The following is an 18,113-nucleotide window of genomic DNA, read 5'->3' on the forward strand; positions in this document are numbered from 1 at the left end:
GGGGGCCCGCGCCTCCCACCCCCACCCCGCCCGGCGGGGGGGGGGGGCGGGGGGCAGGGGGTGGGGGGCGTGCGCCCCCGGGGGGGGCGGGGGCCGCGGGGGCCCCCCGCGACCGCCACATGGCGTGGAAGGTGGCACTCACGCGGTGGCCTCGTCGTCGGAGCCCTCGCGCATCGGGACGCGGACGCCCTTCTCGTCGGCGACGCGCTCGGCGATGTCGTAGCCCGCGTCGACGTGGCGGATGACGCCCATGCCGGGGTCGTTGGTGAGCACGCGGCGGATCTTCTCGCCGGCGAGCTTGGTGCCGTCGGCGACGGAGACCTGGCCGGCGTGGATGGAGCGGCCCATGCCGACGCCGCCGCCGTGGTGGATGGAGACCCAGGAGGCGCCGGAGGCGACGTTGACCATGGCGTTGAGCAGCGGCCAGTCGGCGATGGCGTCGGAGCCGTCGAGCATGGCCTCGGTCTCGCGGTACGGGGAGGCCACCGAGCCGCAGTCGAGGTGGTCGCGGCCGATCGCGAGCGGGGCGGCGAGGGTGCCGTTGCCGACCATGTCGTTGAACATGTCGCCCGCCTTGTCGCGCTCGCCCTGGCCGAGCCAGCAGATGCGGGCGGGGAGGCCCTGGAAGTGGACGCGCTCGCCGGCCATCTTGATCCAGCGGTGCAGGGACTCGTTCTCCGGGAAGAGGTCGAGGATCGCCTTGTCGGTCTTGTGGATGTCCGAGGCCTCGCCGGAGAGGGCGGCCCAGCGGAAGGGGCCCTTGCCCTCGCAGAACAGCGGGCGGATGTAGGCGGGGACGAAGCCGGGGAAGGCGAAGGCGCGGTCGTAGCCGGCGAGCTGGGCCTCGCCGCGGATGGAGTTGCCGTAGTCGAAGACCTCGGCGCCGGCGTCCATGAAGCCGACCATGGCCTCGACGTGCTTGGCCATGGACTCGCGGGAGCGCCGGGTGAAGCCGGCCGGGTCCTTGGCGGCGGCGTCGGCCATGTCGTCGAAGGCGACGCCGACCGGGAGGTACGCGAGCGGGTCGTGGGCCGAGGTCTGGTCGGTCACGATGTCGATCGGGGCGCCCTCGGCGAGCATCTGCGGGAGCAGCTCGGCGGCGTTGCCGAGGAGGCCGATGGAGAGCGGACGGCGGGCGTCGCGGGCCTCGACGGCGAGCCGGAGGGCGTGGGCGAGGTCGTCGGCCCTCACGTCCAGGTAGCGGTGCTCGATGCGGCGCTCGATGGCGCGCGGGTCGACGTCGACGCAGATGGCGACGCCGTCGTTCATCGTCACGGCGAGGGGCTGGGCGCCGCCCATGCCGCCGAGGCCGGCGGTGAGGGTGATGGTCCCCGCGAGGGTGCCGCCGAACTTCTTGGCGGCGACGGCGGCGAAGGTCTCGTACGTGCCCTGGAGGATGCCCTGGGTGCCGATGTAGATCCAGGACCCGGCGGTCATCTGGCCGTACATGGTGAGGCCGAGGTGCTCCAGGCGGCGGAACTCCTCCCAGTTGGCCCAGTCGCCGACCAGGTTGGAGTTGGCGAGGAGGACGCGGGGCGCCCACTCGTGGGTCTGCATCACTCCGACGGGGCGGCCGGACTGCACGAGCATCGTCTCGTCCTGCTTGAGGGTGCGCAGGGTGCGGACCATGGCGTCGAAGGAGCGCCAGTCGCGGGCGGCCTTGCCGGTGCCGCCGTAGACGACGAGCTTGTCGGGGTGCTCGGCGACCTCGGGGTCGAGGTTGTTCTGGAGCATCCGGAGGGCGGCTTCCTGCTGCCATCCCAGGGCGCTCAGTTCCGTACCGCGGGCTGCTCGCACGGGGCGGGGTCCTGACATGGGGGTGCCTCCTCGAATGTCGTTCAGATATTCACATCTTGTCTTCCTGAATAGTTGTAGTCAACAGGGCCCACCGGCCGCACGATGGAGAAGGATGGGCCCCATGGCCTCCTCCCGTCGCGATCTCGCCGTCCGAGCCACCGTCGATCAAGGACTCCTCTCCGCCGCCGAACCCGTCGTCGCCCTCCTCGACACCGTCGGCGTCCTCGCCTCCGCCACCGCCCTGACCAGCGCCTTCGCCGCCGTCACCGACGCACCGGTGCTCCACGCCTTCGCCGTGAAGGCGTGCCCGCTCGTCCCCGTCCTGCGCCTCCTGCACGAGGCGGGGCTCGGCGTCGAGGTCGCGAGCCCGGGCGAGCTCGCCCTCGCCCGCGCCGCCGGGATCCCGCCCTCCCACACCGTCCTCGACTCCCCCGCCAAGACCCCCGCCGAGCTCCGCCAGGCCCTCGCGCTCGGGATCGCCGTGAACGCCGACAACCTCCAGGAGCTGGCCCGCCTCGACGCGCTCGTCGCCTCCGCGCCCACCGCCTCGCCCCTGGGACTCCGGGTGAACCCGCAGGTCGGAGCCGGTTCCATCGGCGCGCTCTCGACCGCGACCGCCACCTCCAAGTTCGGCGTGGCGCTCCGCGACGAAGGCGCCCGCAAGGCCGTCGTCCAGGCGTACCTGGAGCGGCCCTGGCTGACCCGGCTGCACACCCACACCGGCTCCCAGGGCATCCCGCTCTCGCTGATGGCCGAGGGGGTCGGGGAGGCGTACGCGCTCGCCGAGGAGATCAACCGCGAGGCGGGCCGCCAGCAGATCGACACCCTCGACATCGGCGGCGGCCTCCCGGTGAACTTCACCTCCGACGAGGAGACGCCGACCTACGCGGAGTACGCCGGGCTGCTCGCCTCCACCGTCCCCGGGCTCCTCGACGGCCGCTACCGGCTCGTCACCGAGTTCGGACGCTCCCTGCTGGCCAAGCACGGCACGGTCCTCGCCCGGGTGGAGTACACGAAGACCTCCGGCGGCCGCCCGATCGCCGTCACCCACGCCGGCGTGCAGCTGGCCACCCGTACGGTCTACGCCCCCGAGTCCTGGCCGCTGCGCGTCCTCGCGTACGACGCCGAGGGCCGGCCCCGCACCGGCGACCCCACCGTCCAGGACGTGGCGGGCCCCGCCTGCTTCGCCGGGGACCTGCTCGCCACGGGCCGCGAGCTGCCGCTGCTGCGTCCCGGGGACGTGGTGGCGGTGCCGGACACCGGCGCGTACGGCTTCGCCCACCACTACGCGTACAACAGCCTGCCCCGGCCCGCGGTCCACGGCTTCACGGTGGACGGCGACGGGGCGGTGACCTTCACGGCCGTGCGCCGGGCGCAGACGCTCGACGAGATCGTCGCCGAGGCGGGCGGGGCGCGGGCGGACGCGCTGGTCGGACCGCGTTCCGGGGCGTTCCGGTAGCGCGGGCGCGGCGGCCCGGCTTCGATGAGGCCATGACTGGAACGGGTACGGACACCACCTCCGTCGTGGTCGAGCGCCGGGTCGCCGCCTCCCCCGGGCGGGTCTGGGAGGCGATCACCGACCTGCGGGACATGCCCCGGGTCCTCTCCGGCGTCGACCGGGTGGAGGTCCTCACCGAGGGCGGTTTCGGCGTCGGCACGCGCTGGCGCGAGACCCGGCGGATGCTCGGCAAGGAGGCGACCGAGGAGATGACCGTGACCGAGTGCGAGCCGCCCGACCGCTACGTCACGGTGGCCGACTCCCACGGCATGCACTACGTCTCCGAGCTGACCCTGACGCCCGACGGCGCCGGGGCCACCACGCTGCGGATGGCCTTCTCCGCCCGGCCCGCCGGCGGCCGGACCGCGGGCTTCGCCGCCCGGCTGCTCGCCCGCTTCGGGGCGAGGGCGGTGGCGAAGGCGCTCACGAAGGACCTGGCCGACATCGCGAGGACCGTGGAGTCACGCGGCTGATCCGGACCCGTCCGGATCAATTCTCGTCAGACAGCGGCATGTTCCGATGGAAAATGCCAGAACGCCTCCCCCGGACGCGAACGTTCAGTAGCGTCACCGTCACTGCCGCACGTTCGCACGCCGCATCGGGAGGGGAATCCGCGTGCCCGGAATCGACGAGTGCCTTCTGGAGGCCATGGCCCTGCCCGGGGCCCGGGGCGCCTCCCTGGTCGACTGGACCAGCGGCCTCGCTCTCGGGACGTCGGGCGACTCGCCGGTCGGCGACCACGAGACGACAGCCGCCGAGACCGCCGAACTCGCCCGCTCGGCCGCCGAGTTCGACTCCTTCACCGCGGAGGGGGACAGCGAGGGCCCGCCCGTCGAGGACCTGATCGTCACCACCCGCGCCGGCTATCACGTCCTCCGCTTCGTCGAGACCTCCTTCGACAGCAGCGTCTTCCTCCATCTCTGGCTCGACCGCGACGCCGGAAACCTCGCCCTCGCCCGGCTCCGGCTCCGCGACATCGCCGAACGGCTGGTCCTCGGATGAGCCGCGCGGCCGTCTCCCCGATGCTGGTCCGGCTCGCCGCCGAGAAGGCCACCGGCGCCCTGCTGCGCGACCACGGCACGCTCTACCTCGTCGACGGCCGGGTCGTGCACGCCGAATCCCCCGCCGCCCCCGGCGTCGACGTCCTCCTCACCACCGGCGGCCGGCTGCCCCGCGAGGGCTGGGACGAGGCCGTCGACCGGGCCGGGGCACACCGCGCGGTCGGCCGCTTCCTCGTCGACAGCGGCCGGCTGCACGACGGCGAGCTGGAGATCTGCCACCTCGGCGCCGTCTTCGACGCCGCCTTCTTCGCCCTCTCCCCCACCAGCGGCCCGACCCGCTTCCGGTACGGGGTGGGGCACTGGTTCGGGACGGTGCGGCCGGTGTCCGCCGAGGCCGTGGAGCGCGAGACCGTGCGCCGCCGCGAACTCCTCGACGCCGTCTGGCCGTACTCCGCCGTGGACACCGCCCCCGTCGTGCCGCGCCCCGCCTCCCCCGGCCAGACCGTGGGGGCGCGGCAGCGCGCGCTGCTCGCCGCCGCCGACGGGGAGCTGACCCCGGCGGACCTGGCCCGGCTGCTCGGCCGGCCCGCCTTCCACACGCTCCTCGACGTGCGGCGCCTCGCCGCGGCCGGGCTCGTGGAGACGCCGCTCGCCCCGGAACCCGACCCCGGCCCCGCACCGCCGCCCTTATCGGCCGCCCTGCCGGTGGCCGATCCCGACATCGCCCTGCTGCGCCGGCTCCGTGACGCCCTGGAGGCACACCTGTGATGAGGCGTGCCCTGCGCATGCGCGCCGAGAGGAGACAGCTCATGACGGCAGAAGCCGAGGTCCTCGGCGAGCTCAGACGGCTGCGCGCGCGGCTGCCGCAGCTCACCGGGGCCCTGGCGGCCAGCGCCGACGGACTCGTGCTCGCCCACGACACGGTGGACGGCGAGGCGGAGAGCGTGGCCGCGCTGACCGCGGCGGCGCTCGGCGTCGGACAGCGGCTGACCGAGTCCACCGGTCAGGGCCACTTCCGCGAGCTGCTCGTGCGCGGCGAGAACGGCTACGTGGCGACGTACGCGGCGGGCGGCTCGGCCGTCCTGACGCTGCTCGCCGAACCCCGGATCAACGTGGGGCGGCTCCATCTGGAGGCCCGCAGATCCAGTGCCCGGATAGGCGAACTCGTCGACGGAGCGCTGGAACGCAGAGACCTGAACTGAATCCGTCCGATCAGTAGCGAGAAGGAAGAAGCGACACCATGGCGAACACCGAGACCTCCCTCAAGGAAGCGGCCCAGATCGAGGGCGCGCTCGGCGCGGCCCTCGTCGACTACACCAGCGGCATGGCGCTCGGCACCATCGGCGGCGGCAAGGACCTCGACCTGAACATGGCCGCGGCGGGCAACACCGACGTGGTGCGGGCCAAGCTCCGGACGATGGAGATGCTGGGCCTCAAGGAGGACATCGAGGACATCCTCATCACCCTCGGCAGCCAGTACCACCTGATCCGGCTGCTGAGGGGGCGCGGCACCGACGGCCTCTTCCTCTACCTGGCGCTCGACAAGGACCGCGCGAACCTGGCGATGGCCCGCCACAAGCTGAAGAAGATCGAGGCCGAGCTGGACGTCTGAGCCGGAGCGGCGCGCGGGGCCTATTCGACGAACAGGCCCCGGGCCGCCGCCTTCGTGTCGAACTCCTCCAGGCGCGCCTGCGCGTCGGGGAGTTCGTCGGCCATGGCCTCCAGGAGGACGCGGCCGAGGAGCATCGGCGCGCAGGCGGTGTCGAAGGCGAGCCCGGTGCCGACGGCGGCCGGGATCAGCAGGTCGCTGTGGGCGGCGACGGGCGCGAACGCCGACTCGGCGACGGTGACGACCGCGAGCCCGGCCGCCCGCGCGTACTCCAGGGCCTCCACGACCTCACGGGGGTGCCGGGGCAGCGCGAAGCAGAGCAGGGCCGTCGCCCCGGCCCGTACGGCCGCGTCGACGCGGTCCCTGAGCATGGAGCCGCCCTCGTCGAGGAGCCGGACGTCCGGGTGCACCTTGGCGGCGAAGTAGGCGAAGCCCCGCGCCTGCGAGGAGGCGGCGCGCAGCCCGAGGACGGGCAGCGGCCGGGACCCGGCCAGGAGCCGCCCGGCCCGCTCGACGGGGGCGGGGTCGGCGAGGAGCGCGGCGAGGTGCCGGAGGTTCTCGATCTCGGCGAGCACGGCCTGCTGGTACTCGTTGTGGCCGGAGGCCTCCTCGGCGGCGGCGGGCATGCTCTCCCGCAGGTGCTTGCGGAGCGCCGGGTAGCCGTCGAAGCCGAGGGCGACGGCGAAGCGGGTCACGGAGGGCTGGCTGACCCCGGCGAGCTCGGCGAGCTCGACGCTGGACAGGAACGGCACGTCGGCGGCGCGGCGCACCATGCAGTGCGCGATCCGCCGCTGCGTCGGCGTGAGCCGGTGCCCCTCGAAGAGCGCCTGCAGCCGGCCGGCCGGGCTGTCGCTCATGCCGCCCCCTTCCCCTTATTCACCCTCGAATCTTCTGCATAAGGATATGCATGCCGGGCGTGGGGCGCCTCGGCGGCCAGGGTCCCGCAGGACACGTCGGGCCCGTGGGCCGTGACCCGGGGCCGGCCCCGGCCGGTCTCCGGGAGGTCGAGGGAGAAGCAGCGGACGGGCCATGGCGTCGGAGGGCCCGAAGAGGGTCACGCCCCGCTCGTAGGGGCGGGAGAAGCTGACGAGGACGCGGGTGCCGTGCTCCGCGGGGATCACCGCGGCGAGCTTCCCGAGCCGCGGGCCGTCACCGGCGAACCGGTCGAGGGCGTCCCGCACGTCCTGGTCGGAGGGGGTGCCGCCCCCGGTGGCGACGAGGGCGTCGGCGAACCGCGCCGCGTCCGCCCGGGTCGCCTCGAAGGCCTCGCGCTCCCGGCCCGCCTCACGGGCCTCGGCGACGGCGTGGAGGACGGCGAGCGCCACGACGGGGACGAGCAGGACCGCACCCAGAACCTTGGCCCAGGGCGCGGTTCCGCCGCTGCCTGCGCTGCCTTCCCTGCGTGCCGCTTCCACCGTGCCCCGGGGTGACGTGGGAGATCACCGGCCCCGGCGGCACGGTCGATCTCCGGTGAGCGCTGCGACGGTAGTGCCCGCGGGCCCGCTTGAACAGAGCACGACCGCCGGGGGCGGCCGGGGGCGGAACGCCCTCGGGCCCCCGTGGGAACGGGGGCCCGAGGGCGTCGTGCGAGGCGGTTGGCGCGGGGACCGCCGCACCCCCGTCACCGGGGGGCGGGACGACGGCGGTCCCCGCGGGGGACACGGGCCCGGGTCAGGGCCGGTCACCGCGTCCGCGGCGTCTGTGGAGGCCCGGGAGCCGCTCCGGAAGTCCGTGACGCCGACAACCACCACTGTGCCGGACGCGTGTTAAGCGGGTGCTGCGGGTACGTGTCGCCCTCGTACCGTTTGCGCGAACGGCCGCACGTCCGCCGCGCCGGTTACTTCGCCCCGCCGTTGGCCAGGAAGGCCAGCAGGTCCTGACGGCTCACGACACCGGTCGGCTTGCCCTCGACCAGGACGATCGCCGCGTCGGCGGACTCGCCGAGGACGCTCATCAGGTCGGCGACCGGCTCGCCGGAGCCGACCTGCGGCAGCGGGGCGCTCATGTGCCGCTCCAGCGGGTCCTCCAGGGAGGCCTTCTGGGTGAAGAGGTGGTCGAGCAGCTCGCGCTCGACGACCGAGCCGACGACCTCGGCGGCCATGACGTCGGGGTGGCCGGCGCCGGGCTTCACGATGGGCATCTGGGAGACGCCGTACTCGCGCAGCACCTCGATGGCCTGGCCGACCGTCTCGTCCGGGTGCATGTGGACGAGCGAGGGCAGGCCGCCCTCCTTGTGGCGCAGGACGTCGGCGACCGTGGCGGTGGAGGTGTCCTCCAGGAAGCCGTGGCCGGCCATCCACTCGTCGCTGAAGATCTTGGACATGTAGCCGCGGCCCGAGTCCGGCAGCAGCACGACGACGACGTCGTCGGGACCGAGCTCCCTGGCGACCTCCAGGGCCGCGACCACGGCCATGCCGCAGGAGCCGCCGACCAGCAGGCCCTCCTCCTTGGCGAGGCGGCGGGTCATCTGGAAGGAGTCCTTGTCGGACACGGCGACGATCCGGTCCGTGACGTTCCGGTCGTACGCGGTCGGCCAGAAGTCCTCACCGACGCCCTCGACCAGGTACGGCCGGCCGGAACCGCCCGAGTAGACCGAACCCTCCGGGTCCGCGCCGATGACCTTCACCTTCCCGCCACTGGCCTCCTTGAGGTAGTTGCCGGTGCCGGAGATCGTGCCGCCGGTGCCGACGCCCGCGACGAAGTGGGTGATCCTCCCGTCCGTCTGCTCCCAGAGCTCGGGACCGGTCGTCTCGTAGTGCGAGCGCGGGTTGTTCGGGTTCGAGTACTGGTCGGGCTTCCAGGCGCCCGGCGTCTCACGGACGAGCCGGTCCGAGACGTTGTAGTACGAGTCGGGGTGCTCGGGGTCGACGGCCGTGGGGCAGACCACGACCTCCGCGCCGTAGGCCCGCAGCACGTTGATCTTGTCGAGCGACACCTTGTCCGGGCAGACGAAGATGCACTTGTAGCCCTTCTGCTGGGCCACGATCGCCAGGCCGACGCCGGTGTTGCCGGACGTGGGCTCGACGATGGTTCCGCCGGGCTTGAGCTCACCGCTCTGCTCGGCCGCCTCGATCATGCGCACGGCGATCCGGTCCTTGACCGAGCCTCCGGGGTTGAAGTACTCGACCTTGGCCAGAACGGTCGCCTGAATGCCCGCTGTGACGTTGTTGAGCTTCACCAGCGGGGTGTTGCCGACGAGGCTGATCATCGAGTCGTGGAATTGCACCGTAATCTCCGGGGTCTCCGTAATGGTGTGGCCAGCGTATGCGTAGTCGGAGCGGGTTACGGGGCAGTTAGACCCTGAACGGCTTGAAGGAGGTGACGGCCCCATGTCGAGGGCGAGGGTGGCGCGGCGGATCGCGGCGGGTGCGGCGTACGGCGGCGGGAGCATCGGCCTGATCGGGGTGGCGGCGGTGGGTGTCCTCCTCGCCGAGGCGCAGCTGGCCAAGCGGTCGGTCTACGGGGTCCCCGCACCGCTGCCACCGGTCACGGACGGCCTCTACGGGCGCGCCTTCGGCACGGACGACCCGCTGCGGCTGGCCCTTCTGGGTGATTCCACCGCGGCGGGCCAGGGGGTGCGCCGCTCGGGGCAGACACCGGGCGCGCTGCTCGCCTCCGGGCTCGCGGCGGTGGCGGAGCGGGCGGTGGTGCTGCGGAACGTGGCGCTCTCCGGGGCGCGCTCGGACGACCTGGAGCGCCAGGTCTCGCTGCTGCTCGCGCAGCCGCTCGGGCCGCCGGACGTGTGCGTGATCATGATCGGCGCGAACGACGTGACGCACCGGCTGCCCGCCACGGAATCGGTGCGGCTGCTCGCCGCGGCCGTACGGCGGCTGCGGACGGCGGGCGCGGAGGTGGTGGTCGGCACCTGCCCGGACCTGGGCACGATCGAGCCGGTCTACCAGCCGCTGCGCTGGCTGGCGCGGCGGGCCTCGCGGCAGCTGGCGGCGGCGCAGACGATCGTGGTGGTCGAGCAGGGCGGCCGGACGGTGTCCCTGGGCGACCTCCTCGGCCCGGAGTTCGCGGCGAACCCGCGCGAGATGTTCGGCGTGGACAACTTCCACCCCTCGGCGGAGGGGTACGCGACGGCGGCGATGGCGATGCTGCCGACGGTCTGCGCCGCGCTGGGCGTCTGGCCGGAGACGGACCGGCTGGAGCCGGCCCGGCGGGAGGACATCCTGCCGGTGGCGAAGGCGGCGGCGGAGGCGGTACGGGAGGCGGGCACGGAGGTCACCGGGGCGCGGGCGCCGTGGGCCCTCCTGAAGCACCGTCGGCGCCGGCGGCTCCCCGCGACGGAGACCCCGACCCCGGAGGACGCCGCCCAGGCGTGACGGGGTGCCGCCCCGTTGCGGGCCGCGCCCCGGCCCACAACGGAGGGCCCGAATGAGCGCTCGCTTAGAAAAGAGGTCCGCATCACATACCGGCAACGGTGACCTCGGCGGTACGTACGGGTAACTTCCCTTTCAGTCCGCCCACTCCGCACCCTCATGGAGCCGTGATGCCCGAAGCCGTGATCGTCTCGACCGCCCGTTCGCCCATCGGCCGGGCCTTCAAGGGCTCCCTGAAGGACCTGCGGCCGGACGACCTCACCGCGACCATCATCCAGGCTGCCCTGGCCAAGGTGCCCGAGCTGGACCCGCGCGACATCGACGACCTGATGCTCGGCTGCGGCCTCCCCGGTGGCGAGCAGGGCAACAACCTGGGCCGGATCGTCGCCGTGCAGATGGGCATGGACCACCTGCCGGGCTGCACGGTCACCCGCTACTGCTCCTCCTCCCTGCAGACCTCCCGCATGGCGCTGCACGCGATCAAGGCGGGCGAGGGCGACGTCTTCATCTCGGCCGGCGTCGAGATGGTGTCCCGCTTCGTGAAGGGCAACTCGGACTCGCTGCCCGACACGCACAACCCCTTCTTCGCCGACGCCGAGGCCCGCACCGCCGAGGTCGCCGCCTCCGAGGGCTCGGCCTGGCACGACCCGCGCGAGGACGGCATCGTCCCCGACGCGTACATCGCGATGGGCCAGACCGCGGAGAACCTGGCCCGCTGGAAGGGCATCAGCCGCCAGGAGATGGACGAGTTCGGCGTCCGCTCGCAGAACCTCGCCGAGCAGGCCATCAAGAACGGCTTCTGGGAGCGCGAGATCACCCCGGTGACGCTGCCCGACGGCACGGTCGTGTCGGCGGACGACGGCCCGCGCGCCGGTGTCACGCTGGAGGGCGTCCAGGGCCTGAAGCCGGTCTTCCGTCCCGACGGCCTGGTCACGGCCGGCAACTGCTGCCCGCTGAACGACGGCGCCGCCGCGCTCGTGATCATGTCGGACACCAAGGCCCGCGAGCTCGGCCTGACCCCGCTGGCCCGGATCGTCTCCACCGGCGTCTCCGGCCTCTCCCCCGAGATCATGGGCCTCGGCCCGGTCGAGGCCTCGAAGCAGGCCCTCCGCCGCGCCGGCCTGACCATCGGCGACATCGACCTCGCCGAGATCAACGAGGCCTTCGCCGCCCAGGTCATCCCGTCCTACCAGGACCTGGGCCTGGACCTGGACAAGGTGAACGTCAACGGCGGCGCCATCGCCGTCGGCCACCCCTTCGGCATGACCGGCGCCCGCATCACCGGCACGCTGATCAACAGCCTCCAGTTCCACGACAAGCAGTTCGGCCTGGAGACCATGTGCGTCGGCGGCGGCCAGGGCATGGCCATGGTCATCGAGCGACTGAGCTGAGCCGTAGCGGAGGGTAGGGGTCGCCTGAGGAACGAAGGCGGCACCTGCCCGCAGCGGTGGCGAAGCCCAGTGCGACCGAAGAAGCGAGCGACTGAGCTGACGGGGGCGGGCTGATCCCCCCCGCTCTCCACGGACCGAGCGCGTCAACCACACCGCGTCCGAGCCGTGACCGAATCTCCCCCAGGATGTGACCTACGTCCCGGGGGAGTTCGTTTTCCCAGGTCAGAGCCGTTTCGGGACTAAACACCTGGCAGAAATACCTGTCCAATTCGTGACGTAATGCACTGACAGCGGGCACCACCCCGGGACAAGCTGATGTAGGAAGTCGGGGGATCGACTCGGAATCGGGAGTACGTCAGTGAGCGCCATGTCTCTTGCCCTGCTGCTGACCACGGCCGCTGCCACGGCCGTGGGCGCTGCTGCCCTGCACGCCGTCCACGGTCTCCGCAAGGAGGTCACCGCCCTCCGGGGCGAGCTGGCGGCCGGCCACGGCGGCACGGTCCCCGCGGCCCGCGCCACGCCCGCCGCCGAGATACGGGCCGCGGTCGCCGAGGCGCTGGCCGAGGAGCGCGAGCGCGAGCTGGCCGAGGCGCGCGCCTTCTGGGCCGCCCAGGAGGCCCGCGACGCGGCCGACGCCCCGTCCCTGCTCGGCGGTCTCGGCGGTGCGGTCGACGACGGCACGTTCTTCGTCCCGCGCCAGGCCGACTTCGCGGGCCTGGAGGCGATGGCCCTGGAGGCCATGGAGGCGGAGGCCGCCGCGCTCGACGGCCCCGACACCCTGGACGCCTTCGACGACTACCCCGAGTACCCCGAGGACACGGCGGAGCTGGCCGCGGCCCGCCGCCGCCACCCCTCGCACCCGGACTTCGTGCCGGTCCAGACGCCGGTCGTCACCGACCACGAGCGGACGGTGGCGCGCCTGGAGGAGCTCGCGGACACCCGCACCGCGCTCACCGACGTGCGCCCGGGCCCGCTCGGCACCCTCGACGTGTACGTCTTCGCGGACGGCACCACGCTCTGTATGACCCCGGGCCACCGGGAGACCGCGGAGCGCCTGGCCGAGGCCCTGCGCTCGGGCCGCACCCCGGTCCTGCTCGGCGGCTCGGGCGTCTCCGGCGCCTTCGCCCTGACCTTCTCGTACGGCGACACGGACGAGGAGAACGTCTACATCCTCGCGGACCGCGTGATCGCCTCCCTGTAGGCTCCCGGGCCCCTACAGCCCGGCGCGCTCCGCCGCCTCCCGCACCAGCCCCACGGCCTCGTCCAGCTCGCCCTCACGGGAGCCGGCCGGGGCCGTTCGCAGGATCTCGGCCAGGTCGTTCCCGGCGACGGCGAGCTGGTCGCCCACCACGAACACGCCCGCGTCCGGCATGATCCGCGGCTCCCGCTCCGGGTCCTCGGCGCGCTGGGCGCGCACCGCCAACTCCCTGGCCAGGGCCAGGGCTTCGGCCGCCGCGCCCTGCTTGAGGCGGCTATGCGGGGCCGCCCGCAGCCGGTCGGCGAACCGCTCGACGGCGGTGGTCAGTTCACTCGTATCGCGCACGCCGCGACCCTACGCGCCCGCCCGGCACCCTTGCCAACGGCCCGAGGCTTCGGCACGGTGACGGGAAGGAGTACGAGAAGTACACGGTACGAAGCGTCCGGAGGCGCCGATGTCCCAGACTTTCTCCGAGGAGACCCACCGCAACATGCTGGCCCGGATCCCGCGCCGCACCGGCCGCGAGATCGCCGACTGGATGCGCACCGTCGAGGAGGGCCCCTCCCTCCTCCGCTTCGAGGAGCGCGTCAGCTGGCTCCGCGGGGAGCACGAGCTGGCGTACGGCCACGCGAAGGCGATCCTCCACGAGTACGACCTGCGGCGGGCGGCCCGCAGACTGCTCTGACGGACTCCCCGGCCCGGCTCACCCCACGTGCCGGCCGAGGAAGTCCCGGACGAGGCCGGCGATCTCCTCGCCGTGCGTCTCCAGGGCGAAGTGCCCGGCGTCCAGGAGGTGGATCTCGGCGTCGGGCAGGTCACGGGCGAAGGCCTCCGCACCGGCCGGCCCGAAGATCTCGTCGCCGCGCCCCCAGGCCGCGAGCAGCGGCGGCCGGTGGGTGCGGAAGTACTCCTGGAAGGCGGGGTAGCCGTCCAGGTTGAACTGGTAGTCCCAGAAGAGCTGGAGCTGGATCTCCTTGCTGCCGGGCCGGTCGAGGCCGGCCTGGTCCAGGGTCCAGGTCTCGGGGGAGATCCGGTCGAGCCGGTCGGCGGGCACGCCGTGGGTGTACTGCCAGCGGGTGGCCTCGGCGGTCAGGAGTTCCCGTACGCCGGCCTCGTTCGCCGCCCGGTCCTTCGCGTGGGCGAAGAGCACGTCCCAGAAGGGCGTGAACCCCTCCGTGTAGGCGTTGCCGCTCTGGCTGACGATCGCGGTGACGCGCTCGGGGTGCCGGGAGGCGATCCGCAGGCCGATCGGCGCGCCGTAGTCCTGGATGTAGAGCGCGAACCGGTCCACGCCCAGCTGGTCGAGGAGCCCGAGGGTGATCTCGGTGAGCCGGTCGAAGCTGTAGGTGAAGTCCTCGACGGCCGGTGCGGCGGAGGCGCCGAAGCCGATGTGGTCGGGTGCGATGAGGTGGTAGGCGTCGGCGAGGTCGGCGATGAGTCCCCGGTACATGTGCGAGCTGGACGGGAAGCCGTGCAGCAGGACGAGGGTGGGGTTCGACGGGTCTCCGGCCTCCCGGTAGAAGACGTCGAGGCCGTCGACGGTGGCGGTGCGGGCGCGCAGGGCGAATGCGGACATGACTGACTCCCCGTTTCCGGTTCCGAAGCGGGAGAACGATCGTTCTCCCGCTGCCCTGTAGACTACGAGAACGATGGTTCTCCACGCAAGGGGTGATCGGACGATGGACGCGGAGACGGCCGGGCTGAAGCTGCTCGACACCGCGGAGAGGCTCTTCGACGAGCGGGGGGTGCAGTCCGTCGGCATGGACGCCATCCGCACCGCGTCGGGCGTCTCGCTGAAGCGGCTCTACCAGGTCTTCCCCTCGAAGGACGTCCTGGTCGAGGCCGTCCTGCGACGCCGCGACGAGGCGGTGCGGACGGCCCTCGCCGAGCACGGCGCACGGACCGCCGACGGGCCGTACGAGCGGGCGCTCGCGGTCTTCGACTGGCTGGCCGGCTGGTTCGCGGAGCCCGGCTTCCGCGGCTGCGCGTTCATCAACGCCTTCGGGGAGCTCGGCGGGGTCAGCCCCGGGGTCGCGACGATCGCCCGTGACCACAAGGAGGCCCTGCGGGCCTACTTCGCCGAGCAGACGGACGCCCTCGGCGCCCCGCCCGTCCTCGCCGACCAGCTCGCCCTGCTCGCCAACGGCGCGATGGCCGTCGCGGGCATCACGGGCTCCGCCGAACCGGCCGCCCAGGCCAGGGCCGCGGCCCGCGTCCTGCTCGACGCGGCGGCCTCCTAGGGCACGCGAAAGGGCCCGCCCGGCACGAAGCCGGACGGGCCCTCCCCCGAGTCAGGGGGTACGTCAGTCGTCGCCCTGCAGGATCGACAGCAGACGCAGCATCTCCAGGTAGATCCACACCAGGGTCATGGTGAGGCCGAAGGCGGCCAGCCAGGCCTCCTCGCGCGGCGCGCCGTAGGTCACGCCGTCCTCGACCTGCTTGAAGTCGAGGGCGAGGAAGCAGGCGCCCAGGATGACGCCGATGACACCGAAGAGGATGCCGAGGCCACCGCTGCGGAAGCCCAGGCCGTCACCGCCGCCGAAGACGGCGAACAGCAGGTTGACCACCATGAGGAGCATGAAGCCCATCGCCGCGGCCATCACGAAGCCGACGAAGCGGCGGTTGACCCGGATCCAGCCCAGCTTGTAGGCGATGAGCACGCCGGCGAAGACCGCCATCGTGCCCAGGACCGCCTGGATGACCACGCCGTCGGCGATGTACGTCGAGACGGCGGCGGAGATCACACCGAGGAAGACGCCCTCGAAGGCGGCGTAGCCCAGGATCAGCGCCGGGGACGGCTTCCGCTTGAAGGACTGCACCAGCGACAGGACCAGGGCGACCAGGGCGGCGCCGATGGCGATGCCGTAGGACTTGCCGAGGTTCGCCGGGTCGACCGGGAGCAGCAGCCAGGACAGGACGGCGGTGAGCACGACCGTGCCGAGCGTCATGGCCGTACGGCTCACGACGTCGTCGATCGTCATCACGTTGCCGCGGGCCTGCTGCGGGGCTCCGAGCTGGACGTCCTGCGGGGCGTACGGGTTGGTCGCGTACGGGTTCGTCGCGCCCTCGGCCTGCGGGGCGCCGGTGGCGTACGGGTTGGTTCCGACGGCGGGGCCCCCGGCCTGCGGCTGCTGCGCGTTGAAGCCCGCGTAGCCGGCGTCGCGGCTGAACCCCCGTCGCGAGAAGACCGGGTTGCTGCTCCTCATCTCACTCCTCCATGGCGGACCGCACGGCGCGGCCCTGCGTCAAGGGTAATGGGTAGGCAAAAGAAACTCCCTAGTGCTCGGGGAGGATCTTTTCCCGCAAGTTTCCGATCTTCACCGGCGCCAAACCTCCCCGCACGGCCAGGCTCGTCCCGTACGGAACGATTCCCTCCACAGGAGCGCCCATGGCCCCCGAACCGACCGACACCTGGACCCTGCGCCACGCGACCGCGTGGGTCTTCACCGCGCACGGACGCCTCACCCGGCCCGTCCTCCTGGCCGGCGACTCCGGCACCGGGCTCGCCGACCTCGCCGCGGGCGCGGACCACGGCGCGTACTCCCTGCTCTCCGAGCTGACGGCCCGCGGTCACGACCTGATCCTGCTCGCCCTGCCCGAGGACGGCTCCATGACCGGCGACGGCGGGATCGTGCAGAACACCGTCACGCGCGCCCTCGCCGAGCGGCACGGCGACGCCCCGCTGGCCGTCGGCGGCACCGGGCAGGGCGCCCTCGCCGCCCGCTACGCCCTCGCCGGCATGGAGTACCAGCGGCTCGACCACCGGACGGGCGTCCTCTTCTCCCACAACGGCGCCGCACCGGAGCTGGAGGACGAGGCGGAGCTGAGCCGGATGGGCGACCGGCCCCGGATCCCGGCGTTCCTCCGGCTCGTCGACGGCGGCGTGCCGGACGGCCTGACCGAGGAGCTCGTGGACGAGACGATCACGGGCGGGGCGGCCCCCGGCGGCCCGCTCCTCTCCAAGGAGTACGGCACCTGGCTGCTGGAGCGCCTGCCGGAATAGCGAAGCCGTGGTGCCCGGAACCGGACTCGAACCGGTACGGCCCGAAGGCCAGCGAGGTTTAAGCTCGCCGTGTCTGCATTCCACCATCCGGGCGTCGCCGCGAAGCTCCGCGTCGGCACATGAGCCTATCGGGACGGTTTCCCCCGATCAGCGGAACGTCGGACCGATGTTGTCTTATTTTATTGACGTCTGAGGGTGCGTCAGTGCAGGTGGGGGCCGTTTCGCCAAACTGTGACGGGGGTCGCAGGCCCAAAGGCGCACCCCCTGGAATGACGAAAAGTCGTCGCAGGTCTGTCACCTCCGTCCGGCGGGTTCGCCACCGGACGGAGTCAGGGATCCCGTCATCCCAAAGGAGGAGGGAGCGGGCCTCCGGTCAGACTCCAGACGGCCCCGGGAACGGGCACGTGGGCGGACGTCCGGGAGCGGAACGCCCGAGACGATGGAGGGGTTCCCGAATCGCCGTCGCAGTGACAGGAGTCCTCCCGTGACCACCACCCCCACCGTGTCCCGCGCCACCGCGGTGGCCGCCCGCGCCACGGATCTCACGAAGGTCTACGGACACGGCGAGACCCAGGTGGTCGCGCTCGACCACGTCAGCGTGGACTTCCGGCAGGGCGAGTTCACCGCGATCATGGGCCCCTCCGGCTCCGGCAAGTCGACGCTGATGCACTGCGTCGCCGGACTGGACTCCTTCTCCTCCGGCTCGGTCCGGATCGGCGAGACGGAGCTCTCCACCCTGAAGGACAAGCAGCTCACCCAGCTGCGCCGGGACAAGATCGGCTTCATCTTCCAGGCGTTCAACCTGCTGCCGACGCTGACCGCCCTGGAGAACATCACGCTGCCCATGGACATCGCCGGCCGCAAGGCCGACAAGCAGTGGGTCCAGCAGGTCATCGACATGCTCGGCCTCTCCGCCCGCCTCAGCCACCGCCCGTCCGAGCTCTCCGGCGGCCAGCAGCAGCGCGTGGCCGTGGCCCGCGCCCTCGCCTCCCGCCCCGAGATCATCTTCGGCGACGAGCCGACCGGAAACCTGGACTCGCGCTCCGGCGCCGAGGTCCTCGGCTTCCTGCGCAACTCGGTGCGCGAGCTGGGCCAGACCGTCGTCATGGTCACCCACGACGCGATGGCCGCCTCCTACGCGGACCGCGTCATCTTCCTCGCGGACGGCCGGATCGTCGACGAGATGCTCCGCCCGACGGCGGACGGCGTCCTCGACCGCATGAAGGCCTTCGACGCCAAGGGCCGTACGAGCTGACGCCGTGGCGCCGGAACCGGACCCGAAACCGGTACC

Annotated in this window: 20 protein-coding genes and 1 tRNA gene; 13 read left to right on the plus strand and 8 right to left on the minus strand. The window is 72.7% G+C overall.

Translation table 11 applies throughout. From position 1 onward, the window contains the following. Positions 1 to 138: 138 nt before the first annotated feature. Entirely contained in the window at positions 139 to 1,815 is a 1,677-nt protein-coding gene (hutU, locus tag ACFV2S_RS29770; RefSeq protein ID WP_385565614.1) for a urocanate hydratase, read from the minus strand. 94 nt (positions 1,816 to 1,909) lie between these two features. Here hutU and ACFV2S_RS29775 point away from each other — a divergent pair, with 94 nt between their 5' ends. The 6 genes from ACFV2S_RS29775 to ACFV2S_RS29800 all read left to right on the plus strand — a co-directional run bounded on the left by ACFV2S_RS29775 (position 1,910) and on the right by ACFV2S_RS29800 (position 5,908). Beyond that, positions 1,910 to 3,256 carry a diaminopimelate decarboxylase gene (locus ACFV2S_RS29775; protein ID WP_385565619.1) on the plus strand — a complete coding sequence of 449 codons (1,347 nt, stop codon included), beginning with the start codon at positions 1,910 to 1,912 and terminating at the stop codon, positions 3,254 to 3,256. Positions 3,257 to 3,288: 32 nt separating this feature from the next. Then, positions 3,289 to 3,768, plus strand: a complete 480-nt coding sequence (locus ACFV2S_RS29780) for an SRPBCC family protein (protein ID WP_383796836.1) — start codon at positions 3,289 to 3,291, stop codon at positions 3,766 to 3,768. Positions 3,769 to 3,910: 142 nt separating this feature from the next. Then, on the plus strand, positions 3,911 to 4,297 hold the full coding sequence (locus ACFV2S_RS29785) for a hypothetical protein (RefSeq protein WP_385565626.1): 387 nt from the start codon (positions 3,911 to 3,913) through the stop codon (positions 4,295 to 4,297). After that, positions 4,294 to 5,064, plus strand: a complete 771-nt coding sequence (locus ACFV2S_RS29790; protein ID WP_385565631.1) for a transcriptional regulator — start codon at positions 4,294 to 4,296, stop codon at positions 5,062 to 5,064. Before ACFV2S_RS29785 ends, ACFV2S_RS29790 begins: the two co-directional genes overlap by 4 nt. Beyond that, a complete protein-coding gene (locus ACFV2S_RS29795; protein WP_383796833.1) occupies positions 5,064 to 5,498 on the plus strand; it encodes a roadblock/LC7 domain-containing protein in 435 nt (144 codons plus the stop codon). Before ACFV2S_RS29790 ends, ACFV2S_RS29795 begins: the two co-directional genes overlap by 1 nt. 38 nt (positions 5,499 to 5,536) lie before the next feature. Next, positions 5,537 to 5,908, plus strand: coding sequence for a hypothetical protein (locus ACFV2S_RS29800; RefSeq protein WP_385565637.1), 372 nt, complete (start codon positions 5,537 to 5,539; stop codon positions 5,906 to 5,908). A 20-nt stretch (positions 5,909 to 5,928) separates the two neighbouring features. On the opposite strand, the gene ACFV2S_RS29805 is transcribed toward ACFV2S_RS29800, so the two are convergent. The 3 genes from ACFV2S_RS29805 to ACFV2S_RS29815 form a co-directional block, all read right to left on the minus strand. Continuing rightward, a complete protein-coding gene (locus ACFV2S_RS29805) occupies positions 5,929 to 6,762 on the minus strand; it encodes a MurR/RpiR family transcriptional regulator (RefSeq protein WP_383796831.1) in 834 nt (277 codons plus the stop codon). 15 nt (positions 6,763 to 6,777) lie between these two features. Next, positions 6,778 to 7,320 (minus strand): hypothetical protein, encoded by a 543-nt coding sequence (locus ACFV2S_RS29810; RefSeq protein WP_385565643.1) that lies wholly within the window; start codon positions 7,318 to 7,320, stop codon positions 6,778 to 6,780. A 422-nt stretch (positions 7,321 to 7,742) separates the two neighbouring features. Then, positions 7,743 to 9,131 (minus strand): cystathionine beta-synthase, encoded by a 1,389-nt coding sequence (locus tag ACFV2S_RS29815; RefSeq protein ID WP_385565647.1) that lies wholly within the window; start codon positions 9,129 to 9,131, stop codon positions 7,743 to 7,745. A gap of 103 nt (positions 9,132 to 9,234) precedes the next feature. Here ACFV2S_RS29815 and ACFV2S_RS29820 point away from each other — a divergent pair, with 103 nt between their 5' ends. The 3 genes from ACFV2S_RS29820 to ACFV2S_RS29830 all read left to right on the plus strand — a co-directional run bounded on the left by ACFV2S_RS29820 (position 9,235) and on the right by ACFV2S_RS29830 (position 12,822). Continuing rightward, positions 9,235 to 10,233, plus strand: a complete 999-nt coding sequence (locus tag ACFV2S_RS29820) for an SGNH/GDSL hydrolase family protein (protein WP_385565652.1) — start codon at positions 9,235 to 9,237, stop codon at positions 10,231 to 10,233. Between the two features lie 167 nt (positions 10,234 to 10,400). Continuing rightward, entirely contained in the window at positions 10,401 to 11,621 is a 1,221-nt protein-coding gene (locus tag ACFV2S_RS29825) for an acetyl-CoA C-acetyltransferase (protein ID WP_385565655.1), read from the plus strand. 358 nt (positions 11,622 to 11,979) lie between these two features. Continuing rightward, on the plus strand, positions 11,980 to 12,822 hold the full coding sequence (locus tag ACFV2S_RS29830; protein WP_383785854.1) for a hypothetical protein: 843 nt from the start codon (positions 11,980 to 11,982) through the stop codon (positions 12,820 to 12,822). Positions 12,823 to 12,834: 12 nt separating this feature from the next. Here ACFV2S_RS29830 and ACFV2S_RS29835 read toward each other — a convergent pair whose 3' ends face one another. Further along, a complete protein-coding gene (locus ACFV2S_RS29835; protein WP_385565660.1) occupies positions 12,835 to 13,164 on the minus strand; it encodes a hypothetical protein in 330 nt (109 codons plus the stop codon). Positions 13,165 to 13,273: 109 nt separating this feature from the next. On the opposite strand from ACFV2S_RS29835, the gene ACFV2S_RS29840 reads away from it, so the two are divergent. Beyond that, entirely contained in the window at positions 13,274 to 13,504 is a 231-nt protein-coding gene (locus tag ACFV2S_RS29840) for a DUF4287 domain-containing protein (RefSeq protein WP_383785849.1), read from the plus strand. An 18-nt stretch (positions 13,505 to 13,522) separates the two neighbouring features. On the opposite strand, the gene ACFV2S_RS29845 is transcribed toward ACFV2S_RS29840, so the two are convergent. Next, the gene (locus ACFV2S_RS29845; RefSeq protein WP_385565666.1) at positions 13,523 to 14,395 is read right to left on the minus strand and encodes an alpha/beta fold hydrolase; all 873 of its coding nucleotides are present in this window, start codon (positions 14,393 to 14,395) and stop codon (positions 13,523 to 13,525) included. A gap of 103 nt (positions 14,396 to 14,498) precedes the next feature. On the opposite strand from ACFV2S_RS29845, the gene ACFV2S_RS29850 reads away from it, so the two are divergent. Beyond that, positions 14,499 to 15,059, plus strand: a complete 561-nt coding sequence (locus ACFV2S_RS29850) for a TetR/AcrR family transcriptional regulator (RefSeq protein WP_383785842.1) — start codon at positions 14,499 to 14,501, stop codon at positions 15,057 to 15,059. Between the two features lie 63 nt (positions 15,060 to 15,122). On the opposite strand, the gene ACFV2S_RS29855 is transcribed toward ACFV2S_RS29850, so the two are convergent. Then, positions 15,123 to 16,025 (minus strand): Bax inhibitor-1/YccA family protein, encoded by a 903-nt coding sequence (locus ACFV2S_RS29855; RefSeq protein WP_385565669.1) that lies wholly within the window; start codon positions 16,023 to 16,025, stop codon positions 15,123 to 15,125. Positions 16,026 to 16,207: 182 nt separating this feature from the next. On the opposite strand from ACFV2S_RS29855, the gene ACFV2S_RS29860 reads away from it, so the two are divergent. After that, positions 16,208 to 16,822 (plus strand): hypothetical protein, encoded by a 615-nt coding sequence (locus ACFV2S_RS29860; RefSeq protein WP_385565672.1) that lies wholly within the window; start codon positions 16,208 to 16,210, stop codon positions 16,820 to 16,822. An 8-nt stretch (positions 16,823 to 16,830) separates the two neighbouring features. Here the strand turns inward: ACFV2S_RS29860 and ACFV2S_RS29865 are convergent. After that, positions 16,831 to 16,915 (minus strand) — tRNA-Leu (locus ACFV2S_RS29865). A gap of 391 nt (positions 16,916 to 17,306) precedes the next feature. Here ACFV2S_RS29865 and ACFV2S_RS29870 point away from each other — a divergent pair. Then, on the plus strand, positions 17,307 to 18,077 hold the full coding sequence (locus ACFV2S_RS29870; protein ID WP_383785833.1) for an ABC transporter ATP-binding protein: 771 nt from the start codon (positions 17,307 to 17,309) through the stop codon (positions 18,075 to 18,077). The last annotated feature ends 36 nt before the right edge of the window (positions 18,078 to 18,113 follow it).

Source organism: Streptomyces sp. NPDC059695, assembly GCF_042733785.1.
In the GTDB taxonomy this organism is placed as follows: Bacteria; Actinomycetota; Actinomycetes; order Streptomycetales; family Streptomycetaceae; genus Streptomyces.

Excerpts from the sequence above, each read along its gene's own strand:
- ACFV2S_RS29850 (WP_383785842.1), top strand. The coding sequence starts at position 14,499 with ATGGACGCGGAGACGGCCGGGCTGAAGCTGCTCGACACCGCGGAGAGG.
- ACFV2S_RS29845 (WP_385565666.1), bottom strand. The coding sequence starts at position 14,395 with ATGTCCGCATTCGCCCTGCGCGCCCGCACCGCCACCGTCGACGGCCTC.
- ACFV2S_RS29800 (WP_385565637.1), top strand. The coding sequence starts at position 5,537 with ATGGCGAACACCGAGACCTCCCTCAAGGAAGCGGCCCAGATCGAGGGC.
- ACFV2S_RS29860 (WP_385565672.1), top strand. The coding sequence starts at position 16,208 with ATGGCCCCCGAACCGACCGACACCTGGACCCTGCGCCACGCGACCGCG.
- ACFV2S_RS29790 (WP_385565631.1), top strand. The coding sequence starts at position 4,294 with ATGAGCCGCGCGGCCGTCTCCCCGATGCTGGTCCGGCTCGCCGCCGAG.
- ACFV2S_RS29820 (WP_385565652.1), top strand. The coding sequence starts at position 9,235 with ATGTCGAGGGCGAGGGTGGCGCGGCGGATCGCGGCGGGTGCGGCGTAC.
- ACFV2S_RS29795 (WP_383796833.1), top strand. The coding sequence starts at position 5,064 with ATGAGGCGTGCCCTGCGCATGCGCGCCGAGAGGAGACAGCTCATGACG.
- ACFV2S_RS29855 (WP_385565669.1), bottom strand. The coding sequence starts at position 16,025 with ATGAGGAGCAGCAACCCGGTCTTCTCGCGACGGGGGTTCAGCCGCGAC.
- ACFV2S_RS29775 (WP_385565619.1), top strand. The coding sequence starts at position 1,910 with ATGGGCCCCATGGCCTCCTCCCGTCGCGATCTCGCCGTCCGAGCCACC.
- ACFV2S_RS29805 (WP_383796831.1), bottom strand. The coding sequence starts at position 6,762 with ATGAGCGACAGCCCGGCCGGCCGGCTGCAGGCGCTCTTCGAGGGGCAC.
- ACFV2S_RS29825 (WP_385565655.1), top strand. The coding sequence starts at position 10,401 with ATGCCCGAAGCCGTGATCGTCTCGACCGCCCGTTCGCCCATCGGCCGG.
- ACFV2S_RS29780 (WP_383796836.1), top strand. The coding sequence starts at position 3,289 with ATGACTGGAACGGGTACGGACACCACCTCCGTCGTGGTCGAGCGCCGG.
- ACFV2S_RS29840 (WP_383785849.1), top strand. The coding sequence starts at position 13,274 with ATGTCCCAGACTTTCTCCGAGGAGACCCACCGCAACATGCTGGCCCGG.
- hutU (WP_385565614.1), bottom strand. The coding sequence starts at position 1,815 with ATGTCAGGACCCCGCCCCGTGCGAGCAGCCCGCGGTACGGAACTGAGC.